20 protein-coding genes are annotated in these 15,356 nt (G+C 74.1%); 17 read left to right on the top strand and 3 right to left on the bottom strand.

Annotated features, from left to right (window positions below):
- Positions 1-6 precede the first annotated feature (6 nt).
- Positions 7-702 (top strand): 50S ribosomal protein L17, sunset domain variant, encoded by a 696-nt coding sequence (rplQ, locus tag WFK95_RS16255; protein ID WP_224650156.1) that lies wholly within the window; start codon positions 7-9, stop codon positions 700-702.
- A 61-nt stretch (positions 703-763) separates the two neighbouring features.
- On the opposite strand, the gene WFK95_RS16250 is transcribed toward rplQ, so the two are convergent.
- Together WFK95_RS16250 and WFK95_RS16245 are read right to left on the bottom strand one after the other, a co-directional pair.
- Positions 764-1,222, bottom strand: a complete 459-nt coding sequence (locus tag WFK95_RS16250) for a hypothetical protein (protein ID WP_224650158.1) — start codon at positions 1,220-1,222, stop codon at positions 764-766.
- A 97-nt stretch (positions 1,223-1,319) separates the two neighbouring features.
- Complete coding sequence (locus tag WFK95_RS16245) at positions 1,320-2,507, bottom strand: FAD-dependent monooxygenase (RefSeq protein ID WP_224650161.1); 1,188 nt, start codon at positions 2,505-2,507, stop codon at positions 1,320-1,322.
- Positions 2,508-2,594: 87 nt separating this feature from the next.
- On the opposite strand from WFK95_RS16245, the gene WFK95_RS16240 reads away from it, so the two are divergent.
- The 15 genes from WFK95_RS16240 (at position 2,595) to WFK95_RS16170 (ending at position 12,291) form a co-directional block, all read left to right on the top strand.
- The gene (locus WFK95_RS16240; RefSeq protein WP_336671260.1) at positions 2,595-3,476 is read left to right on the top strand and encodes a winged helix-turn-helix domain-containing protein; all 882 of its coding nucleotides are present in this window, start codon (positions 2,595-2,597) and stop codon (positions 3,474-3,476) included.
- Positions 3,473-4,300, top strand: a complete 828-nt coding sequence (truA, locus tag WFK95_RS16235) for a tRNA pseudouridine(38-40) synthase TruA (protein WP_336671259.1) — start codon at positions 3,473-3,475, stop codon at positions 4,298-4,300. The genes WFK95_RS16240 and truA overlap by 4 nt, the downstream gene beginning before the upstream one ends.
- A 68-nt stretch (positions 4,301-4,368) precedes the next feature.
- Positions 4,369-5,013 carry a DedA family protein gene (locus WFK95_RS16230; protein WP_336671258.1) on the top strand — a complete coding sequence of 215 codons (645 nt, stop codon included), beginning with the start codon at positions 4,369-4,371 and terminating at the stop codon, positions 5,011-5,013.
- Between the two features lie 59 nt (positions 5,014-5,072).
- Entirely contained in the window at positions 5,073-5,531 is a 459-nt protein-coding gene (locus WFK95_RS16225) for a prevent-host-death protein (protein WP_336671257.1), read from the top strand.
- Positions 5,532-5,533: 2 nt separating this feature from the next.
- On the top strand, positions 5,534-5,881 hold the full coding sequence (locus WFK95_RS16220; RefSeq protein ID WP_336671256.1) for a hypothetical protein: 348 nt from the start codon (positions 5,534-5,536) through the stop codon (positions 5,879-5,881).
- Between the two features lie 68 nt (positions 5,882-5,949).
- Entirely contained in the window at positions 5,950-7,152 is a 1,203-nt protein-coding gene (locus WFK95_RS16215; protein WP_336671255.1) for a type VII secretion-associated protein, read from the top strand.
- A gap of 17 nt (positions 7,153-7,169) precedes the next feature.
- Positions 7,170-7,466: a hypothetical protein gene (locus WFK95_RS16210; RefSeq protein ID WP_224650180.1), complete on the top strand. Its 297-nt coding sequence runs from the start codon at positions 7,170-7,172 to the stop codon at positions 7,464-7,466.
- The gene (locus WFK95_RS16205) at positions 7,466-7,768 is read left to right on the top strand and encodes a YbaB/EbfC family nucleoid-associated protein (protein ID WP_224650182.1); all 303 of its coding nucleotides are present in this window, start codon (positions 7,466-7,468) and stop codon (positions 7,766-7,768) included. Before WFK95_RS16210 ends, WFK95_RS16205 begins: the two co-directional genes overlap by 1 nt.
- A gap of 103 nt (positions 7,769-7,871) precedes the next feature.
- Positions 7,872-8,165 carry a hypothetical protein gene (locus WFK95_RS16200; protein WP_374201355.1) on the top strand — a complete coding sequence of 98 codons (294 nt, stop codon included), beginning with the start codon at positions 7,872-7,874 and terminating at the stop codon, positions 8,163-8,165.
- 2 nt (positions 8,166-8,167) lie between these two features.
- On the top strand, positions 8,168-9,541 hold the full coding sequence (locus WFK95_RS16195) for a WXG100 family type VII secretion target (protein WP_224650188.1): 1,374 nt from the start codon (positions 8,168-8,170) through the stop codon (positions 9,539-9,541).
- A gap of 89 nt (positions 9,542-9,630) precedes the next feature.
- Positions 9,631-9,921 carry a PE domain-containing protein gene (locus tag WFK95_RS16190; RefSeq protein ID WP_224650190.1) on the top strand — a complete coding sequence of 97 codons (291 nt, stop codon included), beginning with the start codon at positions 9,631-9,633 and terminating at the stop codon, positions 9,919-9,921.
- A 2-nt stretch (positions 9,922-9,923) separates the two neighbouring features.
- A complete protein-coding gene (locus tag WFK95_RS16185; RefSeq protein WP_336671254.1) occupies positions 9,924-10,877 on the top strand; it encodes a PPE domain-containing protein in 954 nt (317 codons plus the stop codon).
- Complete coding sequence (locus WFK95_RS16180) at positions 10,874-11,596, top strand: ESX secretion-associated protein EspG (RefSeq protein WP_224650195.1); 723 nt, start codon at positions 10,874-10,876, stop codon at positions 11,594-11,596. The genes WFK95_RS16185 and WFK95_RS16180 overlap by 4 nt, the downstream gene beginning before the upstream one ends.
- A gap of 69 nt (positions 11,597-11,665) precedes the next feature.
- Entirely contained in the window at positions 11,666-11,965 is a 300-nt protein-coding gene (locus WFK95_RS16175; protein WP_224650197.1) for a WXG100 family type VII secretion target, read from the top strand.
- A gap of 32 nt (positions 11,966-11,997) precedes the next feature.
- Positions 11,998-12,291: a WXG100 family type VII secretion target gene (locus tag WFK95_RS16170; RefSeq protein WP_224650199.1), complete on the top strand. Its 294-nt coding sequence runs from the start codon at positions 11,998-12,000 to the stop codon at positions 12,289-12,291.
- Positions 12,292-12,355: 64 nt separating this feature from the next.
- On the opposite strand, the gene WFK95_RS16165 is transcribed toward WFK95_RS16170, so the two are convergent.
- Positions 12,356-13,807: a type VII secretion protein EccE gene (locus WFK95_RS16165; protein ID WP_336671253.1), complete on the bottom strand. Its 1,452-nt coding sequence runs from the start codon at positions 13,805-13,807 to the stop codon at positions 12,356-12,358.
- Between the two features lie 130 nt (positions 13,808-13,937).
- Between WFK95_RS16165 and eccB the strand changes: the two genes are divergently transcribed.
- A complete protein-coding gene (eccB, locus tag WFK95_RS16160) occupies positions 13,938-15,356 on the top strand; it encodes a type VII secretion protein EccB (RefSeq protein WP_336671252.1) in 1,419 nt (472 codons plus the stop codon).

Below are 15,356 nucleotides of genomic sequence, written 5' to 3'. Positions count from 1 at the left end.
GAAACAATGCCTAGGCCCACTAAGGGCGCCCGGATGGGCGGCTCGGCCTCGCACCAGAAGCACATTCTGGCGAACCTCGCGACCGCGCTCTTCGAGCACGGCCGCATCGAGACCACGGAGGCGAAGGCCAAGCGCCTGCGTCCCTACGCGGAGAAGCTGATCAGCCATGCCAAGCACGGCAAGCTGGCCAACCGCCGCGAGGTCATGAAGGAGATCCGCAACAAGGACGTCGTGCACGTGCTGTTCGCGGAGATCGCTCCGGCCGTCGCCGACCGTCAGGGCGGCTACACCCGGATCATCAAGACCGAGAACCGGAAGGGCGACAACGCCCCCATGGCGGTCATCGAGATCGTGACCGAGCAGCTCGCCGCCACCGAGGGGGCGCGTGCCACGCGCGTCGCCGCCTCGCAGGCCGCTGCCAAGTCCGCCGCCGTCGAGGCTGCGGAGATCGTCGAGACCGAGGCTCCGGCCGAGGGCTCGGACCTCCCCGCCGGCGCGCACGCGCCGCTCGAGGACGTCAACGAGGCTCCCGAGGGCTTCCCGATCAAGGGCAACGCCGACTCGAAGCTGTACCACCGTCCCGGTACCCGCTTCTTCGAGTCGACGGTCGCCGAGATCTGGTTCGCCGACGACGCTTCGGCCGAGGCCGCGGGCTACTCGCTGCCGAAGTCGCAGCAGGAGGATGCCTCCGACTCGGAGTAGTCACCCACGCACGCAAGCCCGCCACCTGCATCGCAGGTGGCGGGCTTCGTCGTTCGGCGGGTCAGCGCGTCGTGGCGATCACGGCGTCGACGGTGGCGCGCACCTTGTCCGCCGAGACCCGCGGCAGGGTGAACCGCGCGAGGTAGGCCTCGTTCGTCACCCGCGACCAGTCGCAGGTGACGGCGATCAGCGACCCCGTCCCCTCCGGGGTGAACTCCCACGACCACTCGACGCCGACGGGCGGCTTCCCGCGCCCGGCGGGCAGCCACGCGATCCGCCGATCCGGTTCGAAGGCGGTGACGTGGTTGTCCACCGAGTACGGCCGCCCCTGCTCGTCGGTCATCTCCATGCCGAAGATCTGGCCGACGCCGGTGATCGTCTCGGGGCTGCCGTCGGAGACGCCGCGCAGCATCCCGGATCCGTCGGCCGCCGCGTGCACCGCGGGCCGGGCCAGCGCCGCGAAGAGCACGGCCGGCGGGACATCGGCGAACACGGTGACGGTCTGCGCGGTTTCGGTCATGGGCCCGACGCTACGCCGCTCACGATGTCGACTTCTGTGCATGCGGACGTGCGCTGGTGCACGCGCATAGCCGCAGAACCCGACATCGTGAGCCGCGTCAGGCGTAGGCGGGCAGATCGATGCCGTCGGCCTTCGCGAACTGCGCCGCCCAGATCAGCCGCATCGGCCACGTCATGGCCGTCCGGTACGTGAGGTCGCCGAGCGCGACGCCGATCCGGCCCATCGGCGCGAACCCGGCGGGGCTGCCCGGCGGCAGCTCCTGCGCCTTGGTCACGAACGGCCGCATCACCGCGTCGTACCGGGCCAGTGCGCGGGGGACGTCGCCGTCGGCGCGGCCCAGCTCGCCGGCGAGGACGTACGCGCCGACCAGCGCGAGGGTGGTGCCGAGCCCGGTGAGCGGGGTGGGGCAGTAGCCCGCGTCGCCGACGAGCGCGACGCGGCCGCGGGTCCAGCCGTCCAGCTTCACCTGCGCGAGGTCCTGGTACGCCCAGTCGTCCGCGGTCCGCATGGCGCCCAGCAGCTGCGGCGCGACCCACCCGATGTCGGCGAACTCCCGCTCGAAGAGCGCGAACTGCTCCTCGCGGCCCAGCCGCCGCGGGTCGGTGCCGCGGATCGCGAGCCCTGCCTTGACGGTGCCGTCGGTGCGCGACGGCCGGACCGAGACCACGCGGCCCCGGCGGCCGGTGTGCATGAGGTACCAGCCGCGGGTGTCCTCGTCGATGGTGGCGGTGAACCACGCGTACCGCAGGCCGATGGGCTCGAGCGCGGCGGCGTCGGGGCCGAAGGCGGCGCGGCGCACGGCGGAGCCGAGGCCGTCGGCGCCGATCACGAGGTCGAACTCCCGCACCGGTGCCTTCTCGAAAGTCACGCGGGCTGCCGCGCCGTCCTGCTCGATCGCGGTCACGGTGTCGTCCCACAGGTACTCGACGTCGTCGGGCACCGCGTCGACCAGCACCTCGGCGAGGTCGCCGCGCAGGATCTCGTGCGTGGACACCACGCCGTTGCCGCCGAAGGCCTCGACGGGCATGGTCGCGCCGCGGCGCCCGCGGCCGTCGACCTTGACGAGGCCGCGCTGGTCGAGCAGCCGCTCGGTGGTGGCGGGGCCGAGGCCGAGGCGGTCGATCACGGTGCGGCCGGCGCCGCGCAGGTCGACGGTCTGGCCGCCCGCGCGCAACGACGGTGCGCGTTCGACGATCGTCACGCGGTGGCCCTGGCGGGCGAGGAGGAGGGCGGCGGCGGGACCGGCGATGGACGCGCCGCTGATGAGGACTCGGAGCTGATTCATAGGGCGAACGTACGCCGTATCGAGTGCATCGCGCTACAGTGTTGACGTGGATGTTCACACGAAGTGCACTAGTGCATCGGGGCTCGGATGACGCGCGCCGAGGAGGTCGCGGCGGTGCTCCGCGAGCGCATCGCTTCGGGGAGGCTGCGGTCGGGGGACCGGGCACCGTCGACCCGGGCGATCATGCGCGATCACGGCGTGGCGATGGCCACGGCCTCGAAGGTGCTGGCCCTGCTGCAGGCCGACGGCCTGATCGACTCCGCCCCGGGCAGGGGGAGCGTGGTGCTGAGCCCGGACCGCCCGCGCGCCCCCGAGCTGACCGCCGCCGACGTGATCGCCGCGGCCGTCGCCATCGCCGACGCCGAGTCCCTGCAGGCCGTCTCGATGCGCCGGCTCGCTGCAGCGCTGGAGATCCCGACGATGGCCGTCTACCGCTACGTCCCCAGCAGCGACGAGCTGCAGTCGGCGATGCTGGACCGCGTGCTGGCGGAGCTGCCCATCCCGCCCCGCACCGCGGACTGGCGCGCCGACGTCGAGGCGCTGCTCCGCTCCCTGTGGGAGACCATGCAGGCCCACCCGTGGCTCGCCGCCGCGATGTCGATGACCCGGCCGGCGGTGCTGCCCGGCGCGATGCCGATGTCGGAGCACCTGCTCGCCGCCCTCCGCGCCGCCGGACTCAAGCAACGCGAGGCCTTCACCGAGTACCTCTGCCTGCTCAACCTGGTGCGCGGCCTGGGCGCGACGATCGAGCCCGAGCTCGCCGACCGCGCGGCGACGGGCGTCACCGAGGACGAGTGGATCGACACCCAACTCGACGAGCTGCGCGCCGCGGCACCCGCCGACCGGTTCCCGGTGATGGCGGAGATGCTGCACACGAGCTACCCGTACGACGCCGACGTACTGCTCGACACCGCGCTCACGCGCTACCTGGACGGCCTGGCGGCAGCGGTAGAGTCACGCGCGACATGATTCGCTACCGCCTCGACATCGCCTACGACGGCACCGACTTCAGCGGCTGGGCCCGCCAGCCCGAGCGCCGCACGGTGTGCGGCGTGCTGGAGGAGGCGATCGGCACGATCCTGCGCAGGCAGGTGCAGCTCACCGTCGCCGGCCGCACCGACGCGGGGGTGCACGCGACGGGCCAGGTCGCGCATTTCGACCTGCCGGACCCCGTCGTGCTGCCCGACGGCCTGGTGCGCCGCCTGGCGCGCATGCTCCCGCAGGACGTCCGGGTGACCGCGATCCGCATCGCCCCGCCGGAGTTCGACGCCCGCTTCTCCGCGCTGCGCCGCCACTACGAGTACCGCCTCACCGACGCCCCCTTCGGCGCGAACCCGCTGCGCGCCCGCGACACCGCGCCGTGGCGACGGCCCGTCGACCTGGAGCGGATGCAGGAGGCGAGCGACCGGCTGCTGGGCCTGCACGACTTCGCCGCTTTCTGCCGCCGCCGCGAGGGAGCCACGACGGTCCGCGAGCTGCAGCGCTTCGCCTGGCGCCGGGACGACGACGGGGTGTTCACCGCGGAGGTCTCCGCCGACGCCTTCTGCTGGTCGATGGTGCGCTCCCTCGTCGGGGCGGTCGCCGCGGTCGGGGAGGGCCGGCGGTCCGCCGACTGGGTCGCCGGGCTGCTCGACGAGCGCGAGCGCTCCAGCGCCATCAACGTGGCCGCCGCCTGCGGGCTCACGCTGGTGCGCGTCGACTACCCCGCCGACGACGAGCTCGCCGAGCGCAACCTGATCACCCGGGAGAAGCGCGAGGTCGACGGCCCCTCCGGCGGCTGTTGCGGCGACTGACGGAGCTTGGGGCGCCGTTCGCCCGGAGTTCATGATCGCGTCGTACGGCGCGTGGATACTCGGGTGATGTGAACCCCTTCGACGTCACCGGCTTCCTCGGCTCCGCGGGCCTCATCGGCCTGGTGCTGCTGATCTTCATCGAGACCGGTCTGCTGGTGGGCTTCATCTTCCCGGGGGATTCGATCCTGTTCACCGCGGGCATCTTCGCGGCGCAGCCCCAGCCCTTCGCGCAGCTGTGGCAGCTGCTGCTGTTCCTGCCGATCGCGGCGATCATCGGCGACCAGTGCGGCTACGCCCTCGGCCGGTACGCCGGCCCGAAGGTGATGCGCGGCAGGGTCATGAACTTCATCGGGCAGGGCCCCGTCGACAAGACGTACGCCTTCTTCGACAAGTACGGCCCGTTCACGGTGCTCTTCGCGCGGTTCATCGGCATCGTCCGCACGCTGGTGCCGGTGCTGGCGGGCTTCTCGAAGATGGACCACCGCAAGTTCACCCTGTTCTCGGTGCTGGGCTCGATCCTGTGGTGCGACGGCATCGTGCTACTCGGCTACTTCCTCGGCGGCATCCCGCTGCTGCGCGACCACCTCGAGGTGCTGTTCATCGGCTCCGCGCTGACGATCATCATCCCCATCGCCGTCACCGTGATCACCCGCCGCCGCGCCCGCAAGCGCGAAACCGCCGAATCCGCCCCGGCGGAGCCCGCCACGCACTGACGGGCGGTGTTGCGGAAGACCTCCTCGACTTCCGAATACATTCCGAATAGTATCGGGGTATGACTTCGGCACCATTCCGCACCACGACGCGCCGGTCCTCGGACCTCAGTAAGCACTCGGCCGAGGTGTTCGCGGAAGCCGAGGACCATCCGGTCACGGTGACGCGACGGGACGGCGAGAACCTCGTCCTCATGTCGCAGCGCGAGGCCGAGGGACGTGCGCGTCTCCTCGAGTTCGCCGCTCAACTCATCGGTGTGGCGGTGGACGACGACGGGCCCCTCGCCGAGCGGATGGCGAGGGCGTTCCCGTGGATGCTCGCCCTGTCCGCGGAGGGGCGCGTCCGGTGCGCCAAGGACCTCGTCGATGCCGCGCGGGCTTCCTTCTCCACGGATCAGCCTCACCTGGTGATGGCGGAGCTGACGTCGTGGCGGGAGACGGCGACTGCCATCGCGGCGGGCCTCGGCAGCGCAGAAGTGGAGTGGTTGGACGCCGACGGCGCCCCGGTTGAGCGGCCGTAGCGGTGGCGAACAAGCGCGGTGAACTCGTTCCCCGGCCTCCGAAGAAGGTCGAGTACGAGATCCGGTTCGCCACCACGAACTCCAGGAAGGGCTGGCAGGATCTCGCGGCGACGATCCGCGGCCCCCTCGCCGACGCGGGGGACTTCCTGACCAGCACGCCCACGACGAGGACGCCGACCAACTATCCGCTGCGGGACGAGCTCGCGGTCGTCTCGCGGGGCGGTAAGACGTTCGAGCGGTGGCAGCACAAGCCGACGATCAAGGGCACCGCCCGAATCTGGTTCTTCGTCGACGACCGCACCGTCTACCTGGAGCAGGTCCACACGAGCCATCCGAACGAGACGAAGTAGGCGGCGGGTCTCCGCGGTACTTTTCGAATTCGGATCTGTGGTGAGTCCGACCGCGCTACAGTCCAGCCATGATCGGGTTGGGGGACCCGGAGCGCATCGTCATCGACTGCGCGGGGGACGAGTGGTACGTACGCGGGCCGGACGGTGTCGTGCGGTCGACGGCCGCGCCGCCGGACGTCGACGAGTTCGTCGCGCCCGCCGTCGCGACGCGACAGTGGGCGCAGTGGCTGGCCGAGGCGGCGAGCGGTAGCGCACTGTCGCGCGCGTGGACGGTCCTGGCGCCCAGCGTCTTCGGCGCCCCGCGGCGCAGCCTGATCGCCGCGGCGGCCGCCTCGCTCGGGGTCGACGCCGCGGTGCTCCCGCGCGCGGAGGCCCTCGTCCGCGCCGCCGGCGTCCTCTACTGCCGACGCGCCCTCGTCCTCGAGTGCCGCGGTCCGGTGGCGCAGGCGCACGTTCTCGTCCTCGCCGACGGTGCCTGGCGCCCCGTCGCGTCCGCTTCCCACCCGGACCCGCTCCGCGCCGCGCGGAAGGTCTTCGGCGACGACGTCGACCAGGCCCTCGTCGACGGTCCGCCCGAGATCTACCACCGGGTCCGCCGTGCGCTGGCCACGGTCCACCTCTGGCGCGTCGTCCGGATCGAGCCGGAGCAGGTGCTCGCGCCGACCCCGGACCCGCGGCCCGCAACGGCACCGCCCGCGCCCGAGCCGGAACCGGAACACACACCCGGACAGCGCGGCCCGCGGCGCTGGCCGCTCGTCGCGGCGGGCGCGGGCACCGTCGGAGTGGTCGCCGCGGGTGCGGTGGCGTGCCTGCCCGGCGCTCCGCCGTCCGCGCCGGAACGTCCGGCGCCGCCGGTGGAGTCCTTCGTCCGCGTCGCCTTCGACGGTGCCTCCGTCGACCTGCCGCAGGGCTGGGCGGTCACCGAGCCGGGCCCGGACCGGCGGCTGGCGGTGGCGGACGACGGCCGCCGCGTCACCGTGGTGCGGACCCGGCTGCGGGCACCGTCGGACCTCGCGGCCGTCGCGGCCGACCTGGAATCGGCCCTCGCGCGACGGTCCGACGGCCGCATCACGGACCTCGACCCGAGCACTCTCGTCGGGGGCCGCGAGGTGATCGGCTACCGCGAGCAGATCGACCCGGAGCGGTTCGTGGACTGGTACGTCGTGGTCGCGGGGGCGGCGCAGCTGAGCGTCGGCTGCGAGGCGGGACGCACCGCGGCACCGCTGGCGGGCGCGTGCGAGCGCGCCGTCGGCACCGTGCGGGAGGAATGAAACATGAAGGGGGAGAGATGACCATCGCGACATCCACCAATGGCGGGGTGCGGGTGCGGGCCAACGATCAGGGGACGCCGTTGCACATCGCCATCGAGCGGACGGAGCTGCGGCGCGAGCCGCAGGACCTGGCCGACGCGATCGTGCGGCTGTGCCGGGAGGCCGCGGCCACTGCCGGCCTGCAGCGCCGGGCCGAACTGGAACGCGCCGGTGTGGGTCCGGAGGTGCTGCGTGCCATGCGACTTCCGGAGCCGGCCGCCGCGCCGGCACCCGACCGGGACGAGTCGGTCGGCACCTGGCTGCGGAGGGTCTGATGAGCGCCGAGATGGACCGCATCGAGGCCCGCGCGCACGAACAGCTCCGGGTGCTGCGCCGCACGAGCACGGAGCTCGACGCCGTCCGGGTCGTCGTCTCCAGCCCGGACGGCGCGATCCGCGTGGAGCTCGACGGGGTGTGCGCGCTCGTCGGGCTCACGCTGACCCCGGCGGCCTGCCGGTCCGACGGTGCCGTCCTCGGGCGGCGCATCGTCGACGTCTGCGCGGTCGCGGCGCGCGAGGTGCAGGCGCGCCGTGCCGCGGTGATGGAGCGCTTCCACACGGACTTCGCGGTGAGCTGATCCGAGGAATCGGGATCCGATCCCCGCGCTGGTGCGTCCAATTCATGAGGGCCTTGCGCACCGGGCCCGCTGTAGACGATGGGGGAGAGCAATGTTCTTGGCGGTGAATTCGGCGATCTCGGCCTTCGGGGCGGCCAACGCCGGTATCGGAGCGGCGGTCGCGACGGCGGGATCGGTGGACGCGGCGGCCAACGTCGCGGCGCTGAACCCGGCGCTCGGCCTGATCGGGCAGGACTTCCTCGCGGCCTTCACCGCCGCGCAGGCGGTCCACGTGGAGTCCGTCGCGGAGCTGGCCGTCCTCTACGGCGGGATCGCGGCGTCCTCGGCCGGCACGGTCGCCGCGTACGGCCTGACCGAGGCGGGCAACGTCGCCGGGCTGGGCTCCGTGGGGATCTGACGGTGGCCGATCCCGTAGGGGTACCGGTCGCGCCGGACACCGCGCTCGATCCCGCGATCCGCGCGCTCCTGGACCGGCCCGTCAACGAGGTGCTCGCCGCGCTCGGACTGCCGCCGGTGCCCACGGCGCCGGAGAAGCCGCCGCAGCAGGAACTCCCGGCGGCGCCCAAGGGGGTGCCCGAGGCCCCGCAGGTCCCCGGCTTCGACGTCGCGGGCCTGGTCAAGCCGATGACGGACCTGCTGTCGACGTTCGGCTCGGGCAGCTTCGAGGGGCTCGATCCGTCGGCGGCGCTGTCCGGCGCGTCGAAGGCTCTGGAACAGGGTGCCTCGATGGGGATGCAGGCGATCAGCCAGCTGTCGTCGGTGTGGCAGGGGCCCGCCGCCACGGCCGCGACGGGCAAGGGCGTCGAGGCGGCGACCGGCACGGGTCTGGTGGCGGAGCAGGGCGCCGAGCTGTCGACCGCGGTCGGCGAGGCCGCGACGGTCGTCGGCACCGGCGAGGCCGAACTGCAGGCGATCATCGACTCCTTCATGGCGGTGATCTCGGCGCTCGGCCCGTCGCTGTGGCTCCCGCCCGGCCAGGCAGCGGCCGTCGCCGCCGCGCAGGAGCACCTGGCCCACGCGACGGAGGTCGTGGCGCGCACCAAGAGTCAGCTCTCCGGGCTCAGTGCCCAGGTGGGGGCCGCCGGCCGCAAGGTGCCGGTCGCCACCCCGCCCACGACGGCGGCCACCGCGGCAGCGCAGGCCGCCGCCTCGATCATTCCCGGCGTCGTCTCCGCCGCGACCGGGGCGGTGACGGCCGTCGGCAAGCTCGCGACCGACACGGTGTCCGGCGCGGTGAAGACCGCCGTCGGCGTCGCGACCTCCGCGGGCGAGGCCCTGAGCGGGCTCGCGGAATCCGCGACGGAGACCGAGGACGACGCCGCGACGAGCACGGAAACGACCGCCACGGACGACTTCCCGTCCGCGGCGACGCTCACGGGCGGCGGCACCGGCGGGGGCGGCTCCGGCACGGGCGGCGTCGGCGTCGGCGGGCTCGGTTCCGGCGTCGGCGCCGCGGCCACGTTGTCGCAGCCGCAGTCCGCCGCGCCGGCGGCCCGCACCCCGCTGGTGGAGGGTGGTGCCCGGACGGTGCCGGCGTCGTCGGACGTCGTGTCGCGCGGAGGCATGGCGGCTCCGATGATGCCGATGAATGCCGCGGGAGCGGCGGGCGCCCGCGGCGCGTCGGCCGGCGACCACGCCGTGCCCGACTACCTCGTCACCAGCGACAACGGGGAGAGCGTGCTCGGTGATCTGCCGCTGGTCGGCCCGCAGGTGGTGGGCGACGCGCTACCGGCGGAGCAGTACGACGAGCCGGACGTGGAACTTCGTCTCTGAGAGGCGGAACCGTACCGGGAGCCGGTGCGTCTAATGGATAGGGACTACTTCGGGGGGGAGTGCACATCGTGTCCGGTAGCAAGCTGAGCATGGATCCGCAGGAGGCGCGGGAGATCGCCCGCGGCATCGAGCGGATCGTGGAGGATTTGCGCGGCGCGCAGAAGCGCTTCGAAGCGCACGCCGCACCGGCCGCCACGGGCCGGGACGAGGTCTCGCAGACGGTGGCCCGTACTGCGCAGCGCATGGGGGAGAACCAACTCCGCGCAGCGGAGACCGCGGTCGCGGATCTGCGGCGCCTCGGCGAGGCGGTGTCGCGGCACGTCACCACCGTGCAGCGCGGCGACGCGGAGCTCGGCACCACCCTCGGCCTGGTGGTCTGAGCGTGCTCCGCGATTCGGGTTTCACCGGCGTCGACTGGGCAGCCCGCACCACGGAGCGGCTCGCGGGCGACCTGCTGGGCGGGGCGGGCGCACAGCCGCTCACCACCGCCGCGCAGGAGACCGCCCGTCTCGCGTCGGCGTACGGCACGGCCGCCGTCCAGCTCGACCGACTCGTGGTCCGGCTCGACGGCGCGGTGGACCTGGGTCGTGAGGAGTCCGACGTGCGTCGCACCGGCCCGCTGCCGGAGTACGCGCGATGGCTCGCCCGGCACGCCGCGGATCTCGCGGAGTACGCGGCCAAGCTCGCCGGGCAGGGCGCGGCGTACGAGACCGCGGCCCGTGCGATGCCGTCGGTCGCGGACGCCGCCCGGATCCGCACGGACCGCGAGAACGCTCAGGCCGCTGCGGCGGCGGGCGGTGCCGAACCCGCGGTCGCCGCCCTGGTCGGTGCCGCTGCGGATTCCGAGCGCGTCGAGCAGCAGGCGCACGGCACCGCCGCGGCGGTCATGGCAGGCTTCGAGCGGGCCGCGGAACCGCTGCGCGCGCCGTGGGAGTTCGCCGCACCTCCGAAGGTGCCGGGATCACGCACGAAGCCGCCGAAGGACAAGGGAACGGGCGGATCGGGAACGAGCCGCGGTGCGGGCGGAGGCGGAGTCGGAATGCCGGCGCCCGCGCTCGGAGCATTCCCGATCGGAGCGCTGCAGCGCGACCAGGGCGGCACCGGAACGACGCCCGCGCCGACGTCGAACACCACGTCGCCCGCCGGCCGCGGTATCCCGATGATGCCCGCCGGCATGATGGGCGCGGCCGGCGCCGCGGCCGCGGCGAAGCACGCGGCGCAGCCGACGGGCGCGGTGCCGTCCGAGGGGATCGACGACGAGGCCGACGCTTTCGTGGTCCACGCCGCGCCCGCGGTGCTCGGCGCCCACGGCGAGTCCATGGTGGAGGAGCCGTGACCGCCCACGCGGTGGCCGCGCTCAGCGCGCGGTTCGGCACCGAGGTGCCGCCGGTGCTTTGGACGCCGCCCGACCCGCGGCGCGCAGTCGCTCCCGTCGCAGACGCGGCGCCCCAGGCCGAGCTCGACGCCGACGAGTCCACCGCCCTGGGCGTGCTCGCCGCGCCGCAGGTGCGGATCGAGGCCCGCGCCACGGGCGCGCTGTTCACCCGGCTGTGCCTGGCCAGGTCGGGCCACCTCACCGCGCGAGTGGTGCGCGCGGCGGGCACCGCCACAGTCGACCTGCCGCACTGCGACGGCTCCGCGGATCGGCTGGCGACGCTCGTCGCGCCGGTCCTGGGGCCGGGTGCTCCCGCGGATCCCGCTGTTGCGGCGTCCTTTCCGGCAGAGGCCGGGCGGGCGGCGCTGCGGGCGGGCGACGCGGGGGAGATCGGCGCCGCGCTGCGCGCGATCGGGGTCGACGCGGATGCGGCGCGGCTGATCGGGCGGGTCTTCGCGCGCTCGCAACGCAGCGTCGAATTCACGGTGCACGCGGGCGATCACCGCTGTGCGGCGGTGGTCGCGGTCATCGACTCGCCCACCGGGCGGGTCGTGGTGCGGACGGCGAGCGAGCCGGGCGCGGGGGCGTGGATCTCCGTCGCCGAGGGCAGCGCGCACCGCATCGGCAGGGCGCTGCGGCGCGCCTGCGAAGAACTTCCGGGGGGCGGCTGGACGCCGTGACCGGGGACGGCGCGCACCATCCGGGTGCGGGCCGACGGTGCCGGCACGTCCGGCGGGAGGAGTTGTGACATGGCAGGGACCAAGGCCGAACTCGCGGCGATGAAGACCGGCGCCGACACGCTGGACGACCTGGGGGCGCAGATGAAGGCGACCCTGAGCCAGCTGCGCGGTGACGTGGAGGCGACGCAGGGGGTGTGGGCCGGTGCGGCACAGGTCGCCTTCCTCGGCGTGATGGCGCGGTGGGACGAGAGCGCGGCGAAGGTCAACACTGCGCTCGTCGACATCAGCACGATGCTCTCGGGCAACACCGCGAGCTACCGCGCGCAGGAGGAGGAGAGCACCTCCACCATCACGGCACTCAGCCTCTGACCGCATCCGAGAGACATAGGGGGACTACAAGCATGAGCGACATGATCCGATACGACTACGCCACCATCCGGGGCGCGCTGGACGACATCGCGCAGCGCACCACCGTGCTGATTCAGCAGGCCGACGCGATCCGCACCGAACAGAACAAGTTCGCGACCGCGTGGGAGGACCCCGAGTCCGCGACCGCCTACCAGGCGGTGCAGACGCGGTGGAACACCGGCTTCGAGGACATCAACGACCTGCTGACGCGGGTCAAGACCGCGGCCGAGAACGCCGTGGTGTCCATGCAGCAGACCAACTCCAAGGCCGCGGCGGGGTGGCAGTAGCCGCACCACCGCACGCGAGCGGGCCCGGCAGCCTTCCGGCTGCCGGGCCCGCTCGTCTTCCGCGCTACGCGACGAGCCGCAGCGTCGCCGCGCCACCGTCGGTGCGCACGGTGAGCATCCCCGGCAGGGGCTGGCTGAGGACGACGTCGGCCTCGGTCACGGGAGAGATCCCGGCCTGCTCGATCCGCCACACCGTTCCCGAGGGCTCCACCGCGCCCGGGGTCAGTCCCGCGGCGGTGCCGTCGAGCACCGTCACCGTGTAGTCGCCGGGGCCGAGCTCCGCGAGCTGCTGCGGGTAGCGCCAGCCGGAGATCCACAGGTGGCGAGGCGATCCCACCCAGTTCACGAGCGGCTGCCACATCGCCGGCCGGCCCGTCACGATCAGCACCCGCGCACCGGTGGCGACGGCCCGTTCCACGAGCTGACGCGCCGGATCGTCGGCCACGGCGGCCCAGACGGTGCGCACGCCCCGGCCGTGCAGCCGCGCCGCGACCGGTCCTCCGGTCGCGTCCGAGCCGAGGATCTGGCCGCAGCCGCCGAGCGGGACGTGCACGGCCCCGAGCGCGTCCTGCGGGCCGGTGGCCTCGTGATCGCCGCGCCGCCCGGCCTCCGTCGAGCCGTCGGCGGATCGCCACGCCCCCACCCGGACCCCGCCCGACCGTCCCGCACGCACCGAGATGGCGGCGCGACCGGGTGCATCGATGGAGAACAGGGGCCCGAGGTCGCCCTGCGCGAGCGCCTCGGGATCGCACGGGACTGAGCCGGCCGGCGCCTCGGGGTCGACACCGGCGGCCTCCGCGGGACGCAGCGGGACCGCGGTGATCCCCTGTGCGCGCAGCACGTCGACGGTCCGCTGCGCCGCGAGTGCGGCGACCCGCAGTTCGCCGGACGGTCCGCCGCCCCGCCGCGCGCACGCCGCCGAGCAGTCGCCGGGATCGATCGTCACCGCGACCAGCACGTCCGACCCGGCCCAGCGGTGCAGTGGGCCGAGGAGCTGCTGGTAGCGCATCCGCGGCGCCGGAGGCTCCCCCGGAACCCGCCCGCCCGCGAGGAGCAGGTCGATCCGCGCCAGCGGGGTGTCCGCGTGCCGGAGCAGGTCGGCCAGCAGGCGCAATGGGATCGCCGGGTCCTCCGGCCGCAGCATCGTCACGAGCCGCGGGGCGGGCGGCGCGAGCCGCACGAACGCGGTCAGCCGGCGCTCGGCGCGGCGGACCCCGATCTCGCCGCCGCCCGGATACGGCGCCGCCTCGACGAGCGCGCCGGCGGCGGCATGCACTCGGAGCCGGTCCGCCGCGTACTCCGCGCCCGACGTCCCGCGCACCCGGACGAGGGCTCCCGCGCCGACCGTCAGCGCCGCAGTGGCGGCCGCCCAGTGCGGCCCGCCCAGGGCGGCGGTACCCAGTCCCGCGGCGGCCGCGGCGGCCTCCGCGAGGAGGACCGAGCCGCTGGACGGCCACGCAGCGCGGTGCCAGCGCCCGGGCGCGACGAGTCCGGTCGATCCAGTCGCCTGTTCCATGTTCCGTCTCCCCCAGAAAGAGCGCCGTCTCCCCCGAAACGTGCTGCTGTGCGCCGAAAGTACCGTAATCTGAGGGCCTGTAGGGCCGCTTCGGGGGAAGCGGCCGACACGCACCTTGGGGGAGGGCGTCATGCGGAAGCAGTTGACCACGCGCGCACAGGTCAGCGGGTACCGGTTCATCCTGCGGCGGATGGACCACGCGCTGCTGCGCCGGGATCCACGCATGATCTCCGATCCGATGGCGTCGCAGTCGCGGTCGCTGATCGTCGGCCTGGTGCTCGCGCTCGTGATCACCGGCGGCTGCGGCGTGCTCGCCCTGCTCCGGCCGCAGGGCGCCGTGGGCGACGCGAAGATCGTGCTGGCCAAGGAGTCCGGCGCGCTGTACGTCCGAGTCGAGGACGTGCTCCACCCGGTCACCGGGCTCGCCTCCGCGCGCCTCGTCGTCGGCGAGGCCGCGCAGCCGACGTCGGTGAAGGACAAGCGGCTCAGCGACTTCCGTCGCGGCCCAGAGGTGGGCATCGTCGGCGCGCCCGCGCAGATCCTCGGGCCCGTCGCAGCGTGGACCGAGGGGGCCGCGCCGTGGCTGCTGTGCGACCGCACGCGGCCGGCGCCGTCGGACCGGCCCACCGCGCGGGACGGACTCGACACGATGGTCTCCTCGATCGACACCGGGACCGCGGACGACGGCGCCGTGCTCGTCCGCCGGGACGACGATCACTTCCTGCTCTTCCGGGGCGTGCGCGCGCCGGTGAACCCGTCGGATCCGTTGGTGCGCAGGCTCGCCGGGATCGACGGCGCCGCGGCCCGCGCGATCAGCGCGCCCCTGCTCAACGCCTTCGAGCCGATCGATGCCATCGCGGTGCCGCAGATCCCGGGTCGCGGCCAGCCGTCGAACGCGGTGAGCGGGTCCCGCGTCGGCGACGTCGTACGCGTCTCCGACACCGACCGCGACCGCCTGTACGTCGTCCTCGCCGACGGCGTGCAGCCCGTCGGCACGTGGGCCGCCGACCTGATCCGCGCCGGCGACCCCGCGGGCACCGCGATCGGGACGGTGTCGGCGTCCGCCGTGGCCGCGGCGGCCACTCGACGCGCCGTCCCGGTCGCCGACCTGCCCGATCGCCGCCCCGCGGTACGGACCGTGCGCGACGCACCCGTGATCTGCGCGGCCGCGTCGACCGACGGCGCGGGCGGCGGCACGGTCGAACTGCGGACCTTCCGGGCCGCGCCCGGCCCGGGTGAGCCCGTCGCGCTCGCCGGTGCCGACGGTGCCGGGGACGCCCTCGACTTCGCGTCCATCCCGTCCGGCTCGGGCGAGTACGTGGTGGCGGCCGAACCCGGCGGCGAGCGCCGGGACGGGCTGTTCTACGTCTCGGACTCGGGGGTGCGGTACGGCATCCCGAACGCGGCGACGGCCCAGATCCTCGGCCTGCAGCACAAGGCGCGACCGGTGGCCTGGTCCGTGCTGGCCGCGATTCCCGCGGGGCCCGACCTCACCCGCGCCGCCGCCGCAGTGACCCGCGACGGCACGCCGATCACCGTCGACCGCTGA

The sequence above is a fragment of the Tsukamurella sp. USMM236 genome (genome assembly GCF_037148755.1).
In the GTDB taxonomy this organism is placed as follows: domain Bacteria; phylum Actinomycetota; class Actinomycetes; order Mycobacteriales; family Mycobacteriaceae; genus Tsukamurella.
The sequence above is the reverse complement of the archived record's forward strand: the minus strand, read 5'-3'. Positions and strand labels throughout refer to the sequence as shown.

Excerpts from the sequence above, each read along its gene's own strand:
- WFK95_RS16165 (WP_336671253.1), bottom strand. The coding sequence starts at position 13,807 with ATGGAACAGGCGACTGGATCGACCGGACTCGTCGCGCCCGGGCGCTGG.
- WFK95_RS16250 (WP_224650158.1), bottom strand. The coding sequence starts at position 1,222 with ATGACCGAAACCGCGCAGACCGTCACCGTGTTCGCCGATGTCCCGCCG.
- WFK95_RS16245 (WP_224650161.1), bottom strand. The coding sequence starts at position 2,507 with ATGAATCAGCTCCGAGTCCTCATCAGCGGCGCGTCCATCGCCGGTCCC.
- truA (WP_336671259.1), top strand. The coding sequence starts at position 3,473 with ATGATTCGCTACCGCCTCGACATCGCCTACGACGGCACCGACTTCAGC.
- WFK95_RS16210 (WP_224650180.1), top strand. The coding sequence starts at position 7,170 with ATGACCATCGCGACATCCACCAATGGCGGGGTGCGGGTGCGGGCCAAC.
- WFK95_RS16190 (WP_224650190.1), top strand. The coding sequence starts at position 9,631 with ATGGATCCGCAGGAGGCGCGGGAGATCGCCCGCGGCATCGAGCGGATC.
- WFK95_RS16240 (WP_336671260.1), top strand. The coding sequence starts at position 2,595 with ATGACGCGCGCCGAGGAGGTCGCGGCGGTGCTCCGCGAGCGCATCGCT.
- WFK95_RS16215 (WP_336671255.1), top strand. The coding sequence starts at position 5,950 with ATGATCGGGTTGGGGGACCCGGAGCGCATCGTCATCGACTGCGCGGGG.
- rplQ (WP_224650156.1), top strand. The coding sequence starts at position 7 with ATGCCTAGGCCCACTAAGGGCGCCCGGATGGGCGGCTCGGCCTCGCAC.
- WFK95_RS16225 (WP_336671257.1), top strand. The coding sequence starts at position 5,073 with ATGACTTCGGCACCATTCCGCACCACGACGCGCCGGTCCTCGGACCTC.
- eccB (WP_336671252.1), top strand. The coding sequence starts at position 13,938 with ATGCGGAAGCAGTTGACCACGCGCGCACAGGTCAGCGGGTACCGGTTC.
- WFK95_RS16170 (WP_224650199.1), top strand. The coding sequence starts at position 11,998 with ATGAGCGACATGATCCGATACGACTACGCCACCATCCGGGGCGCGCTG.
- WFK95_RS16175 (WP_224650197.1), top strand. The coding sequence starts at position 11,666 with ATGGCAGGGACCAAGGCCGAACTCGCGGCGATGAAGACCGGCGCCGAC.
- WFK95_RS16205 (WP_224650182.1), top strand. The coding sequence starts at position 7,466 with ATGAGCGCCGAGATGGACCGCATCGAGGCCCGCGCGCACGAACAGCTC.